This window comes from Mesorhizobium calcicola (assembly GCF_042682105.1).
Classification (GTDB): domain Bacteria; phylum Pseudomonadota; class Alphaproteobacteria; order Rhizobiales; family Rhizobiaceae; genus Mesorhizobium; species Mesorhizobium calcicola.
In genome coordinates this window covers 111,193-124,540 of record NZ_JBHUGY010000038.1, presented here as the reverse complement: position 1 = coordinate 124,540, position 13,348 = coordinate 111,193, and the positions used below count along the sequence as shown (strand labels likewise).

13 protein-coding genes are annotated in these 13,348 nt (G+C 62.3%); 3 read left to right on the top strand and 10 right to left on the bottom strand.

The features are described from left to right. Positions 1 to 42: 42 nt before the first annotated feature. The 4 genes from ACFSQT_RS25775 to ACFSQT_RS25760 all read right to left on the bottom strand — a co-directional run bounded on the left by ACFSQT_RS25775 (position 43) and on the right by ACFSQT_RS25760 (position 3,298). On the bottom strand, positions 43 to 1,218 hold the full coding sequence (locus ACFSQT_RS25775; RefSeq protein ID WP_379023423.1) for a phosphoserine transaminase: 1,176 nt from the start codon (positions 1,216 to 1,218) through the stop codon (positions 43 to 45). Between the two features lie 204 nt (positions 1,219 to 1,422). Next, positions 1,423 to 2,196 carry an outer membrane protein gene (locus ACFSQT_RS25770; protein ID WP_379023421.1) on the bottom strand — a complete coding sequence of 258 codons (774 nt, stop codon included), beginning with the start codon at positions 2,194 to 2,196 and terminating at the stop codon, positions 1,423 to 1,425. Between the two features lie 97 nt (positions 2,197 to 2,293). After that, positions 2,294 to 3,009, bottom strand: a protein-coding gene (locus ACFSQT_RS25765) for an IS5 family transposase (protein WP_379023457.1) whose coding sequence is annotated in 2 segments (ribosomal slippage) — positions 2,294 to 2,736 and positions 2,736 to 3,009 — 717 coding nt in all. Because the reading frame shifts where the segments join, the coding sequence is not laid out codon by codon here. Next, complete coding sequence (locus ACFSQT_RS25760; RefSeq protein ID WP_245330990.1) at positions 2,993 to 3,298, bottom strand: LexA family protein; 306 nt, start codon at positions 3,296 to 3,298, stop codon at positions 2,993 to 2,995. The genes ACFSQT_RS25765 and ACFSQT_RS25760 overlap by 17 nt, the downstream gene beginning before the upstream one ends. Before the next feature lie 45 nt (positions 3,299 to 3,343). Here ACFSQT_RS25760 and ACFSQT_RS25755 point away from each other — a divergent pair, with 45 nt between their 5' ends. Further along, positions 3,344 to 4,468, top strand: a complete 1,125-nt coding sequence (locus ACFSQT_RS25755; RefSeq protein ID WP_379016738.1) for an IS630 family transposase — start codon at positions 3,344 to 3,346, stop codon at positions 4,466 to 4,468. Between the two features lie 163 nt (positions 4,469 to 4,631). On the opposite strand, the gene ACFSQT_RS25750 is transcribed toward ACFSQT_RS25755, so the two are convergent. The 3 genes from ACFSQT_RS25750 to glmM all read right to left on the bottom strand — a co-directional run bounded on the left by ACFSQT_RS25750 (position 4,632) and on the right by glmM (position 7,716). Beyond that, complete coding sequence (locus tag ACFSQT_RS25750; protein WP_379018079.1) at positions 4,632 to 5,102, bottom strand: RNA-binding protein; 471 nt, start codon at positions 5,100 to 5,102, stop codon at positions 4,632 to 4,634. Between the two features lie 184 nt (positions 5,103 to 5,286). Then, positions 5,287 to 6,117 (bottom strand): outer membrane protein, encoded by an 831-nt coding sequence (locus ACFSQT_RS25745; RefSeq protein WP_379023419.1) that lies wholly within the window; start codon positions 6,115 to 6,117, stop codon positions 5,287 to 5,289. A gap of 246 nt (positions 6,118 to 6,363) precedes the next feature. After that, positions 6,364 to 7,716, bottom strand: a complete 1,353-nt coding sequence (gene glmM / locus ACFSQT_RS25740) for a phosphoglucosamine mutase (protein ID WP_379023417.1) — start codon at positions 7,714 to 7,716, stop codon at positions 6,364 to 6,366. 368 nt (positions 7,717 to 8,084) lie between these two features. Here glmM and ACFSQT_RS25735 point away from each other — a divergent pair, with 368 nt between their 5' ends. After that, positions 8,085 to 8,942 (top strand): hypothetical protein, encoded by an 858-nt coding sequence (locus ACFSQT_RS25735; RefSeq protein ID WP_379023415.1) that lies wholly within the window; start codon positions 8,085 to 8,087, stop codon positions 8,940 to 8,942. A 74-nt stretch (positions 8,943 to 9,016) separates the two neighbouring features. Here the strand turns inward: ACFSQT_RS25735 and ACFSQT_RS25730 are convergent, their stop codons facing one another. Continuing rightward, on the bottom strand, positions 9,017 to 9,892 hold the full coding sequence (locus ACFSQT_RS25730; protein WP_379023413.1) for an NAD(P)-dependent oxidoreductase: 876 nt from the start codon (positions 9,890 to 9,892) through the stop codon (positions 9,017 to 9,019). A gap of 30 nt (positions 9,893 to 9,922) precedes the next feature. Then, positions 9,923 to 10,687 carry an SDR family oxidoreductase gene (locus ACFSQT_RS25725; RefSeq protein ID WP_379023411.1) on the bottom strand — a complete coding sequence of 255 codons (765 nt, stop codon included), beginning with the start codon at positions 10,685 to 10,687 and terminating at the stop codon, positions 9,923 to 9,925. Between the two features lie 185 nt (positions 10,688 to 10,872). Here ACFSQT_RS25725 and ACFSQT_RS25720 point away from each other — a divergent pair, with 185 nt between their 5' ends. Next, a complete protein-coding gene (locus ACFSQT_RS25720) occupies positions 10,873 to 11,241 on the top strand; it encodes a winged helix-turn-helix transcriptional regulator (RefSeq protein ID WP_379023409.1) in 369 nt (122 codons plus the stop codon). 67 nt (positions 11,242 to 11,308) lie between these two features. Here ACFSQT_RS25720 and ftsH read toward each other — a convergent pair whose 3' ends face one another. Further along, the gene (gene ftsH / locus ACFSQT_RS25715; RefSeq protein WP_379023407.1) at positions 11,309 to 13,237 is read right to left on the bottom strand and encodes an ATP-dependent zinc metalloprotease FtsH; all 1,929 of its coding nucleotides are present in this window, start codon (positions 13,235 to 13,237) and stop codon (positions 11,309 to 11,311) included. Positions 13,238 to 13,348 lie beyond the last annotated feature (111 nt).

The window sequence follows — 13,348 nt, the reverse complement described above, 5'->3', positions numbered from 1 at the left end:
TTGGATCGTTGAGCCGGGTGGAACCCACCCGGCCCTTCGGAGTCAGGCCGCGGCCTTGAGCGACGCCTTTTGCGCGGCGAGGGCCCAGTCGAGCCAGGGCAGCAACGCCTCGAGATCCGACGTCTCGACCGTCGCGCCGCACCAGATCCGCAGGCCGGGCGGCGCGTCGCGATAGGCGCCGATGTCGTAGGCGACACCTTCCTTGTCGAGCACCGACACCAGGCCCTTTGCGAAAGCCGCCTGTCCGTCGGCGTCGAGCACGGACACGTCCGGGTCGGTGAAGGACAGGCAGACGGAGGTGTTCGAGCGCGTCGCCGGCTCAACGGCAAGATGACCCAGCCATGAGGACGTGCCGACGAACCGATCGAGGACGGCCGCATTGGCATCGGCTCTGGCGACCAGCGCATCGAGGCCGCCGATCGACTTCGCCCAGTGCAGCGCGTCGAGATAATCCTCGACACACAGCATCGACGGCGTGTTGATCGTCTCGCCCTTGAAGATACCTTCGATCAGCTTGCCGCCCGAGGTCAGGCGGAAGATTTTCGGCAGCGGCCAGGCCGGCTTGTAGGTCTCCAGCCGCTCGACGGCGCGCGGCGAAAGGATCAGCATGCCGTGCGCGCCCTCGCCGCCCAGCACTTTCTGCCAGGAGAAGGTGACGACATCCAGCTTCTGGAAATCGAGCCTCTGCGCGAAGGCGGCCGAAGTCGCGTCGCAGATTGTCAGGCCCTTGCGATCGGCAGGAATGAAATCGCCGTTCGGCACCCGAACGCCCGACGTGGTGCCGTTCCAGGTGAAGACCACATCGCGGTCGAAGTCGATCTTCGCCAGATCCGGCAGTTCGCCATAGCCGGCCTCGATCTTGCGCACGTCGGCGAGCTTCAGCTGCTTGACCACATCGGTGACCCAGCCGGAGCCAAAGCTCTCCCAGGCTATCATGTCGACGCCGCGCTCGCCGAGCAGCGACCACAGCGCCATCTCGACAGCGCCGGTGTCCGACGCCGGCACGATGCCGATGCGATAGTCCGCCGGGACCTGGAGAATTTCGCGCGTCAGCTCGATCGCCTGTTCGAGCTTGGCCTTGCCGATCTTGGCGCGGTGGGAACGGCCGAGCGCAGCATTGTTCAGGGCCTCGACCGACCAGCCGGGGCGTTTTGCGCAGGGACCTGAGGAGAAATTGGGATTTGCCGGACGGAGTCCGGGCTTCGTATGCGTCGTCATCGTGGTCTATCCTTCCAGATAGTGGCCCCTCGTTGGGGAGGGGTGGCCCACGGACGGCGATATGCGTTCAGGCTTCCGGCGTCAAGAGGAAAGTTTTTGTCGCTGTCGGGATACCGGCGATCTGCGATCAGGATGTCGTGACTTCAAACGCAAACGGCGGACCAAAGAGATCCGCCGTCAGTATTTTCAGGCGTACCGAGCCTGCTACCAGAGATCGTAGCGCAGCCCGAGCTTGACCTGATGGTTGCTGATCCCTTTGTGGACCGGAAAGGAGGTCAGGCTTTCGGCCGTCACATATTCGGCGTCGGGGGCGGAAAAATACTGATAGCCCAGATCGACGGAAACATTCTTGGACACCTGATAGGCAACGCCCGCATTCAGCGTATAGGCCAGCGAGTACTTGGTCTTGTTGTCGGTCAGGACAAAATCGTCGGTGGGATCAAGGTTGTCGGTGAAATAGCTCGCCGAGAGCTTGCGCGTGCTGCGGACAACACCGATGCCGGCACCGAGATAGGGCGTGATCCCGACATAGGTGCCCAGATCGACATAGCCGTTGAGTATGCCCGAGAAGGCATAGTTCTTCAGCGATGCGGATGCATCGGTCGCCGTTGCCGGCGGCAACACGATCCCCGTATCGTCATAGCCGACGCCGATCTTGTTGCCGGGCAGATAGCCGAGATTGAGATCGGCACGCAGATAGTCGTTGAAATGGTAGCCGAAGCCGATGCTGGCAAAGATGGGATCTTCCTTGTCGCTGAAGCTCGCCGGCGTGAAGGTGAAATCCTCATTCTCGAAGCTCTTCTGCACCAGATAGGATACATCGCCGCGCAGATACCAGCCGGAGCCGACCTCGACCGGCACATAGTCGGGCGCCTGGTCGACATAGATCGGTGGATCGTAGTCGGCGGCGAGTGTTGGCGTCAGCGGCAACAGGGCGAATGCGGCAAGCGCCAGCGCCATACGCGATGTGAGTGTCATGGTCCCCGACTCCCGAATTTGGCGCCGCCGGCAATTGCAACGGCAGCCATCGTTTCAGGGAGCATTGTTAACCATAGTGGTTAAGTGCCGGTTAAGGCTAGGCCGTAGACTCATAAGCGCGAAGCCACAGTCGCATTGAGGCGAGCTGGATCATGGCGAGGAAGTTAGCTGCCAGTTTGTCGTACCGTGTAGCGACACGGCGGAAATGCTTCAGCTTGGAGAAGAAGCGTTCGATCAGGTTGCGCTCGCGATAGAGGCGCTTGCTGAAGCACGGCTTCCAGCGCCGGTTGCTCTTCGGTGGGATGTTGGGCGTGGCACCGTGCTGCTGGATCAACTCCCGGATACGGTCGGCATCGTAGGCCTTGTCGGCCAGGACGATAATGCGCGGGCCGAGATGGTCGAGCAATCGATCGGCGATCTGCCCATCGTGCGTTTGTCCCGCCGTCAGGCCGAGCCGGATCGGGAGTCCTTGCGCGTCGACGACGACGTGGATTTTGGTCGTGAGGCCACCTCGGCTGCGACCGAGACAATTATCTGCGCCCCCCTTTTTGCCGTCGCAGCCTGCTGGTGCGCCCGAATGGAAGTGCTGTCGATCATCTGGATTTCACCATGATGGGCTCGGCTGATGGCGTCCATCAGCCGAGCCCACACGCCTGCTTTTCGCCAACGCGAGAAGCGGTTGTAGCAGGTGGTGCGTGGCCCATAGCGCTCGGGCAGGTCGCGCCATGGCGCACCGGAGCGCAGCACCCAGAAGATTCCGTTTAACACGCGTCGGTCATCGACGCGCGGCACGCCTCTAGTACCTCTGCACAGAGGTTATGACGGGTTGAACCGGCTGAAGTTTGGGTAGGATGTCGTGGTCGACGAGCAGTTGGATGCTGCGCGCGACACCTGGTTGCCTGCGGATGAGGCCGGAGCGTTCGAGGGTTAGCACCATCTGGTGGACGGACGGCGGGGTGACGCCGAAATAGCGTTGCATGTCGCGTTCGGCCGGCGGCTGGCGGTTGATCTGCATATAAGCCCAGATGAAGGCGAGGTACTGGCCCTGTTTTTCGGTGAAGCTGGGACCCGCAGGCGTTTGCCCGTCAAGTAATTGATTCAATTTTCGATTCATCCGGAACCCTTGGCAACCGAGGAGGCTTTCTGGATGAATCTACGCTATCGTGTCGATCTCGACCAACCCGAACGCGATGAACTCACAGCGATGCTGGCAGGCGGCAAGCAGCCGGCTCGCAAGCTCAAGCGGGCGCAGATCCTGCTCGCCGTCGACGCGGGCTTGGGTGACGAGGCCATTGCCGCGACGGTGGTGGTCGGCGGCTCCACTGTCTATCGCACCAAGCGCCGCTTCGTGGAGATGGGTCTGGAGGCGGCGCTCAGCGAAGAGCCACGCGCAGGCGCGCAACGCAAGCTGACGGGCAAGGAAGAAGCCCTGCTGGTGGCCACCGCCTGTTCCAGTCCGCCGCCGGGCCGCGCCCGCTGGACCCTGGAACTGCTGGCCGGTGAGTTCGTCAAGCTGACCGATCACCAGGAACTGTCGCGCGAGACGGTGCGCCGACGCTTGGCAGACAACGATCTCAAGCCCTGGCGCAAGGACATGTGGTGCATCCCCAAGGTCGACGCCGAGTATGTCGCGCGCATGGAGGACGTGCTCGACCTCTATGCCGAGGCACCGGACCCGAAGCGACCGGTGGTGTGCTTCGACGAAAGCCCGACCCAACTCATCGGCGAGGTGCGACAGCCGATCCCGGCCGAACCGGGCCGGCTTGAGCGGTATGACTGCGAGTACAAGCGCAACGGCACCGCCAACCTGTTCGTCTTCCTCGACGCACACCGCTCCTGGCGCAAAGTCAAGGTCACCGAGCGGCGCGCCGCGGAAGACTTTGCCCATTGCATGCGCGACCTCGTCGATATCCATTACCCGCAGGCCGAACGCGTCAGGGTGGTGCTCGACAATCTGTCAACCCACTCGGCCGCCGCGCTCTACCAGGCTCTGCCTGCTTCACAGGCGCGACGCGTCCTTCGACGGCTGGAATTCCACTACACGCCCAAACACGCCAGCTGGCTCAACATGGTCGAGATCGAAATCGGCGTCCTGCGCGGCCAGTGCCTCGATCGTCGCATCAATAGCTATGATCGCCTCGTCGCGGAGACCGCTGCCTGGGAGCACCTGCGAAACACCAGTGGCGCTCGCATCAACTGGATGTTCTCTACCGAAAACGCACGCCTTAAGATGGCCAAAGCCTATCCCAAGCCGACTTCCAAAGAGTCATAACCTCTGTGCAGAGGTACTAGGTTTGTTGGGTAACAGCGGTTCGATCACGCGCCACTCGAAGTCGGTCAGGTCATATCGGCTCATGTAGAGCCTGAATCACAATCCCGCGCGATATGGAAGCGAGTTGGCAAACCCATCAAAATCAGACGTTCCGCGCCACAGCCTAATCGTAGTAGCCCGGTCCGAATGTTATCGCGGACATCACAGGTTGATCGGCTTCGCCCGTCGAGGACCAGACGCCTATACCAAGCTGCGTTGAGGTTGCGCCATCCGGCCCCAAGCGTAACTTCGGGTCGAGAGATTGGAGAATCTGTGTCGCTTCGCCCATCGATACCGAGATAAGAGCCAATCCGTTCAACGTCGGGTTGCTTGGGCTTGCAAACTCCAAGGCCTCCAGGCGCTCGTCAGAATCATAGTAGGCAAAAACGCCTGCATCCGCCCAATAATCTGTCGGATTGCCTTCGGGTGTACGCTTAAACGGCTGGTGCTTATCACCGAAAAATGTCCGAACGCTTCCTTTGGTTGATCCAATCGGAAGACCTCTCAATCCGCCGCCGGGTTCTAATGCGAGTTCAGTCATTCCTCGACAATATGTGCGATCGGTCAAACGACGCAATGATCGCTTTTCACCCATCTCCCTCATTCCCATTTATGGGTTCACGACCTAATAGAGCGTTAGCGAATTCATTTCGCTAACGCAGATCGCCCAAATGACCTTCGTTTCGAGGCGACGCTCCAGGCGCTTCATTGGCACCAGCCAAAACGAAAACCGCCCGGCTGATGCCGGGCGGTTCGCGAGCATTCGAGGCAGGAAAGTCTTATTTGGTGTAGATCGGCTCGGGTTCAGGCTGGTAGGCCACCGGTACACTGCACCCGTTGTTGCCGCCGAACTGATAGCGCAGGCCACCGCGCACTTCGTGGGTGTTGAAGCCGTGATCGAAGCCTGGCCCGGCGCTGCTCGCATCCCATTCGAACATGCGGCCGCCCTGAATATGGGAGAAGCGGTAGCCGGCATCCAGGATGACCTTGTCGGTCAGGCAGTAGGAAGCGCCGGCCATGAGGGCGTAGGCGAAGCGCCAGTTGGACGCTCCGGGGTTGGTCTCGGTGGTGTTCGGGTCGGAGACGGTGTCCCACTTGACGTGCGCGCCGCCGATGCCGGCGCCGACGTAAGGCGTGATGCCGTGCCAGGTGCCGATATCGACATAGGCGTTGGCGAGCAGCAGTAAGGCGCTCATTTTCGACACTTCGGTCGAGGTCGTCAGCAGATCCGAGGTGCCGCCGTCGAAGTTCGACTTGAACCAGTAGTCGGCGGTCAGATCCGTACGGAAGTAGTCGTTGACCTTGTAGCCGACGCCGCCGCCGAGCGAGAAACCGCCCTTGAGCTTGCCGAAGTCGAAACTTTTGCTGCCCGGCGTGACCGTACAGTTACAGGGATCGATGGTGTAGGTCATATAGTCGATGCCGCGCACTTTCGACTTGTGATAATCGATGTCGCCGCGAATATACCAGCCGCCGACTTCGGCCGGTTGCTCGTAAACCGGAGGCGGCGCTTCCTCGACCACCGGCTCCGGAAGGTCGGCTGCGAACACCGGCCAGGCCAGGCCCGCGAACAGCGCGGCGAACAGGGCCCTTCTTGCTGTATTGAACATGCTTGTCACCCCCAGGAAGTTCGGAACGGCGATCGCGTCCGAATGCGATTGGCTTTCAGTCGTGGATAATGAATTGCAAAGGTTAAAAGGCGTTTAACCCTGTTGCTTAACCACGAATCTCGAAACTTCGGAGTTCCGGCGCGGGATTTACGCGGCCCGAGATCAGCCGCCGGCCAACAAAAAGCCCGCCGGAAGGGCGGGCTTTGAGCGAATGGAAATGCTACGGCGCGACAATCTGCGGGCGCGCTAGGCGGCGCTGCGCGTTTCCGAGATGACTTCGACGATGTCGTTGACGACCGCCTCGACCAGTTGCGGGTCGTCGCCCTCGGCCATGACGCGGATCAGCGGCTCGGTGCCGGATGGCCGGATGACCAGCCGCCCGGCCTTGCCCAGGCGGTGACGGGCGTCTTCGATGGCTGCCTTGACCGGCGCTTCCTCGAGCGGCTTGCCGCCGGCGATGCGGACGTTCTTCAGGAGCTGCGGCACCGGTTCGAACTTTTTCGACAGTTCGCTGACCGGCCGGCCCTGCCGTTTGATGCAGGCCAGCACCTGCAGCGCCGAAACGAGGCCGTCGCCGGTGGTCGAGAAATCCGACAGCACGATATGGCCCGACTGTTCGCCGCCGACATTCAGCCCATGCGCGCGCATATGCTCCACGACATAGCGGTCGCCGACCTTGGTGCGGTGCAATTGCAGCTTCATGCCGCCGAGGAAGCGCTCGAGGCCGAGATTGGACATGACAGTCGAAACGACGCCGCCGCCGGCAAGCCGCCCGCTCTGGTGCCAGGATTCGGCAATCAGCGCCATGATCTGATCGCCATCGACGATCGCCCCGTTTTCATCGACAATGACGACACGGTCGGCATCGCCGTCGAGCGCGATGCCGATGTCGGCGCGCACTTCGTGCACCTTCTTCTGCAGGCCGGCGGGATGGGTCGAGCCGCATTCCTTGTTGATGTTGAAGCCGTTGGGTTCGACATTGATGGCGACGACTTCGGCGCCCAGTTCCCACAGCGCCTCGGGCGCCACCTTGTAGGCCGCGCCATTGGCGCAATCGACGACGATCCTGAGGCCCGAGAGCGACATCGAGCGCGGCAAGGTGCGCTTGGCGAATTCGATGTAGCGGTCATGCACGCCGTCGACGCGCTTGGCGCGGCCAAGCCCGTCGGAATCGGCGAGCGCCAGGTCGATATCCTTGTCCAGCATGCCCTCGATGCGCTCCTCGATCTCGTCGGAGAGCTTGTAGCCGTCGGGGCCGAACAGCTTGATGCCGTTGTCGTAATAGGGATTGTGCGAGGCCGAGATCATGACGCCGATATCGGCGCGCAGCGAGCGCACCAGCATGGCGACCGCTGGCGTCGGGATCGGGCCGAGCAGGAAGACGTCCATGCCGGCGGCGCACAGGCCGGACACCATCGCATTCTCGATCATGTAGCCGGAAAGCCTGGTGTCCTTGCCGAGCACGACGCGATGACGATGACTGCCGCGCTGGAACGAGAGGCCGGCGGCCATGCCAACCCGCATCGCGATTTCAGCGGTCATCGGAAACTTGTTGGCGCGCCCGCGAATGCCGTCCGTGCCGAAATAATTCCCTGCCATGCTAACCAGATTCCTCGACGGTTCTTCCCCGGCGCGTCATGCCACAATTGGCCAGGGCGCCATGATCACATTGTGTGATTGTACGTTACCAATCCTTAGAAAATCATTGTTGTGCATCGCACACAACCTGATTGCAACCAAACATGCCGAGACTGCCACGCTGCAATATACCAGTCATGCGAGTCTTTCCGCGCGGATGCACCTGGAAAATCTTGCTCTGAAGCCCGCAACCGGCAACAATTTCATCACCTTGTCGGGAGCAGCCAGCCTTGGGCGATATATACGCCACTTAGCATCTGGCGCAACCGACCGTTGAGCGTTATTGATTCGCAGGGACGTATCATGGGCTGCTGCAACGGAGAAACGCTATGCTCATCCACCGACTTGCCACTTTGACCGGCCTCGCCGTCGCGACCTTGTTCCTGGCCGCGCCAGCCAACGCACTGACGATGGCCGAGTGCAGCACGAAGTACAATGCCGCCAAGGACGCGGGAACACTTGCCGGGGCGACCTGGAACCAGTTCCGCAAGGCGCAGTGCGGCACCGACGCCGCCGCCACCACCAAGCCAGCCGACACCAAGAAGGCGGCCGAAACCAAGAAGGCAGCCGAAACGAAGCCGGCCAAGGCAGCCAAGGCGGCCACCGCCGCGGCGGCCGACGGCACGGCCAAGGGCCTGACGGCGAAGGAATGCAGCGCCAAGTACCAGGCGGCGAAGGCTGCCGGCACACTGAATGGTATGAAGTGGAACGACTTCCGCAAGGCCGAATGCGCCGCCGGCGCATCCGCCGCCGCCGACACCAAGCCGGCAACCACCAAGGCTGCCGCGGCTCCCGTCGACAGCGGGGGCAAGGGCCTGACCATGGCCGAATGCAGCACCAAGTATCAGGCTGCCAAGACGGCCAACACGCTGAAAGGCATGAAGTGGAACGACTTCCGCAAGACCGAATGCGGCGCCGCCGCGTCGGATGACGACACGGTGCCGGCTCCGAGCGAGGCAAATTACACCAAGGAGCCGGCGAAGCCGACGACGGTTGCGCCCAAGGGCGTCACGTTCCCGTCCGCGATCTCGCCGAAATATGCCAGCGAGACCCCCGGAAAGGGCCGCATGCATACCTGTCTCGACCAGTACTATGCCCTCAAGGACGCAAACGCGCTTGGCGGCCTCAAGTGGATCCAGAAGGGCGGCGGCTTCTACAGCCTCTGCAACGCCAAACTGAAGACCTGAGCTTAACGTAGCTGGACAAACAAAAGGCCCGCGAGGCGTCCGCTTCGCGGGCTTTTTGTTGCGTTCAAACAACTTCAATCGACCTGTTCCGGTGACCGCAGAAGCTCGACCAGGCTGGTGAGATCGGCGTTAGCCTTGCCGGCGGCCACGCCGCGCTTCATCAGGCGTTGCATCGGCAGTACGAGTTCGCTGCTGATGCCTGCCGCCGTGCCGGCATCGATCAGATTGGCATAGGCATCGGCCTGCATGCCGAGATTGGAGACGACATTGCTGGTGTGATCGCCGGCATCGATCTGCTCCGCCCATTTCGGCAATCCGCCTTGCATCGCATGCAGCCATGACATCAGCAGCGGCATGAATTCGCCGGCCGCAATTCCCGCGGATCCTGTCAGCGCCAGCGCCTGCATCACGCCCCCGAACAGGCCATACATCCCGGCCAGCAGCGCGATATCTTGAAGCGGTGCCAGGCCGGCATCCTCGCCGAGATATTTGCTTGTGCCGAGCGCATCGAGTTGTTTTGAGTGCGCGTCGAAAGCTTGCCTGGAGCCGCTGTAGAGGATCAAGGCGTGCTGCCCGCCGATCATCGGCGGCACCGCCATGATGCCGCCATCGACATAGTTGGCGCCGTGCGTGGCGGCCCAGTGCGACGTCGCCCGCGCCTGTTCGGGCGTGCCGTTGGTGAGGTTGACCAATGTGCGGCCAGACAGCTCTTCCCGCGCGGGAGCAAGCGCCTCGTGGACCGTATCGTAGACCAGAAGGCACACCACGATCAGCGGGCTCGACCTGACGGCATCCTCCACGCTCGCAGCCATGATCGCGCCCTTCGCCGCCAAAGCATGCGCCTTCGCCGGCGAACGGTTCCACACCGTCACCGCATAGCCTTTGTTGAGGAAGGCCTCGGCGAGAGCCGTGCCCATGGCGCCAAGGCCGATTACAGTCATATCGCTCATCTTGTGTCTCCGCGGTTCGGGTTTGCCGGGTCACGCCGGCAAGGGGCTCAGATCCTGCCCAAGGCCGCCATCGACGGTCAGCCGGGCGCCCGTGGTGAAGGTTGCATCGAAAGCCAGGAACAGCACCGCACGCGCCACCTCCTCTATGGTGCCGTGACGCTTCATTGGGGTGACCGCGTCGCCGATCGCCATGAAGGCAGCCCGCTCCTCGGGGGAAGCGCTGGCCACGCCCATCGTCGGCGTGTCGATGAAGCCGGGGCTGACCACATTCACGCGGATCCGGCGCGGCAGAAGCTCGGCGGCGAGAACCTTGGCGAAAGCCCGAAGTGCTGCCTTCGATCCGGAGTAGACACTCATTCCGCCGCTGCCGGATTCATCGGCAATCGATGACGTGAAGACGATGGCGCCGCCATCCTTGATGAGCGGCAGCAGGCGCTGCGCGGTGAAGAACGCGCCTTTGGTATTGATGTTGAAAATGTGGTCGTAGCTGTCCTCGGTGACCCGCTCCACCGGTTCGAGATTGGCAACCCCGGCATTGATGTGGAGGAAGTCGATCTGGCCGAGCTTCTGTCCCACTTCAGCCCCGAGCGTGACGATATCGGCCATATTGCCGATGTCCGACTGCACGACATGGGCGCGCGAAAACAACTTCGCGCGGGCCGCTTCGATGTTGCGTTGATCGCGGCCGGTGACCAGCACGTCGGCGCCGCCGTCGACCAGGGCCTCGGCGACGGCGAGCCCCATGCCGTGCGTTCCGCCGATCACCACGGCCTTGTTGTTTGCGTATCGTGTCATGATCCATCCTTTTTTGCCAAAATCCGACCGCCGACGGCCTTTGCAGGCCGAAGCAAGGTACCGATATGTTGTTGTGCTGTTCGCCGGTGCCGGCGATCTGGTTTGAAGTTATGGACCGGCTTGGTTTTTCTCAAGTACCGACAAAAATGTAAGCTACCTACCGATTGCTCAGAATTGGACGAAACATGGGAAAGAAACAGCCAGACAGTTGCGGATTGGGGCCGGCGCTGGAGGTGATCGGCGGCAAATGGAAGGCGTTGCTGCTCTGGCAGATCCACAAGGCGCCGGCGCGCTTCGGTGAACTGAAGCGCCTGGTGCCCGACATCAGTGAAAAAATGCTGATCCAGCAGCTCAGGGAGATGGAGGCCGACGGCATCGTCCACCGCGAGGTCTTCCCCGAAGTGCCGCCCAGGGTCGAATACTCGATCACCGAATTCGGCATCGAGCTGGACAATGCCCTGATCCCGCTCGCCAGATGGGGCAAGCAACATGCCGGCCGGACCGACGGGCAGCGCCAGGGCAAGGCAAGCGTGCCCGCGCCGCATGGCCTGTGACCAACGCCGAACAGCAAAACGCCGCGGGTTGAGGCCGCGGCGTTTGTTTTGAAATCAGTGGTCTTTGTCAGCTTTGTGGCTGCGGTTCCATGCCGCCTTCGGGCTCGGGTCCCTTCTTGCGGCGGCCGCCGGACTTCGGCACGGCCGAGCCGCGGCTTGGCGGCGTGTCGTCGCCGAGGTCGCGCGAAGGCTTCTGCCCGGCGATCAACTGCTTGATCTCCTCGCCGGACAGCGTCTCGTATTCGAGCAGCCCTTCCGCCAGCGCGATCCATTCCTTCTTCTTCTTGGTCAGGATGGACTTTGCCGTCGAATAGGCCTCGTCGATCAGGCGGCGCACTTCGTCATCGATGATCTGCGCGGTCTCTTCCGAGACATTCTGCGTGCGCGCCACCGAATGGCCGAGGAACACTTCCTCCTGGTTGTCGCCATAGGCGACGTGGCCGAGCTTGTCGGAAAAGCCCCAGCGCGTGACCATTGCGCGCGCCAGCTTGGTCGCCTGCTCGATATCGGAGGAGGCGCCGGAGGTGATGTTTTCCTTGCCGAACTTGAACTCCTCGGCGACGCGGCCGCCCATCATGATGGCGAGCCGCGAGATCATGTATTTGTAGCTCATCGAATAGCGGTCGCCTTCCGGCAACTGCATGACCATGCCGAGCGCCCGGCCACGCGGGATGATGGTGGCCTTGTGCAGCGGATCGGCCGACGGCACGTTGAGCGCCAGGATGGCGTGGCCGGCCTCGTGATAGGCGGTCAGCTCCTTCTCGGCCTGGGTCATGGCCGACGAACGACGCTCGGCGCCCATCATGATCTTGTCCTTGGCGTCCTCGAACTCGGCCATGGTCACCAGGCGCTTGTTGCGCCGCGCGGCCATCAGCGCCGATTCGTTGACGAGGTTCATCAGATCGGCACCGGAGAAACCCGGCGTGCCGCGAGCGACGACCTTGAGGTCGACATTGGGCGCCAGCGGCACATTGCGCACATGCACCTTGAGGATCTTCTCGCGGCCGACGATGTCAGGGTTCGGCACCACCACCTGGCGGTCGAAGCGGCCCGGTCGAAGCAGCGCCGGGTCGAGCACGTCGGGCCGGTTGGTGGCGGCGATCAGGATGATGCTTTCGTTGGACTCGAAGCCGTCCATCTCGACCAGCAACTGGTTCAGCGTCTGCTCGCGCTCGTCATTGCCGCCGCCAAGACCGGCGCCACGATGGCGGCCGACCGCGTCGATTTCGTCGATGAAGATGATGCAGGGCGCATTCTTCTTGGCCTGGTCGAACATGTCGCGGACGCGGCTAGCGCCGACGCCGACGAACATCTCGACGAAGTCCGAACCGGAGATGGTGAAGAACGGCACGTTGGCTTCGCCGGCGACCGAGCGGGCGAGCAGCGTCTTGCCGGTTCCCGGAGGGCCGACAAGCAGCACGCCGCGCGGAATCTTGCCGCCGAGCCGCTGGAACTTCTGCGGATCGCGCAGGAACTCGACGATCTCTTCCAGATCCTCCTTGGCTTCATCGACGCCGGCAACGTCCTGGAAGGTGACGCGGCCATGCGCCTCGGTCAAAAGCTTGGCCTTCGACTTGCCGAAGCCCATGGCGCGCCCGGATCCGGACTGCATCTGGCGCATGAAGAATATCCACACGCCGAGGATCAGGATCATCGGCAGCCACGAGATCAGATAGCCGAACAGCGAATTGGAGCCGTCGGTCTCAGGCCGCGCATTGATGGTGACGTTCTTGTCCTGCAGCCGCGAGACCAGCGACGGATCGCCTGGCGAATAGGTCTGGAAGCCGCTGGCGTTGTCGGTGTAGGTGCCGGTGATGCGGGCACCCGCGATGGTCACCGTCTTGACCCGGCCCGCCGCGACGTCCTGCAGGAACTGCGAATATGGCACATCGCTGGAAGCCCCTCGCGTCTGCGGCGTCTGGAACAGATTGAACAGGGCGATGAGCAGGACCGCTATGATCGCCCAGAGCGCGAGGTTGCGATAGTTCGGATTCATCAATTGTCCCGTTGGCGTCCGCGGGGCGGACACGCGTCATGAGAGGAAACTTGCGCCTAACATAGGGAGAGCGCCTCCCCTTGCCAAGCAGAACAGCACGTCTGGGTTAAG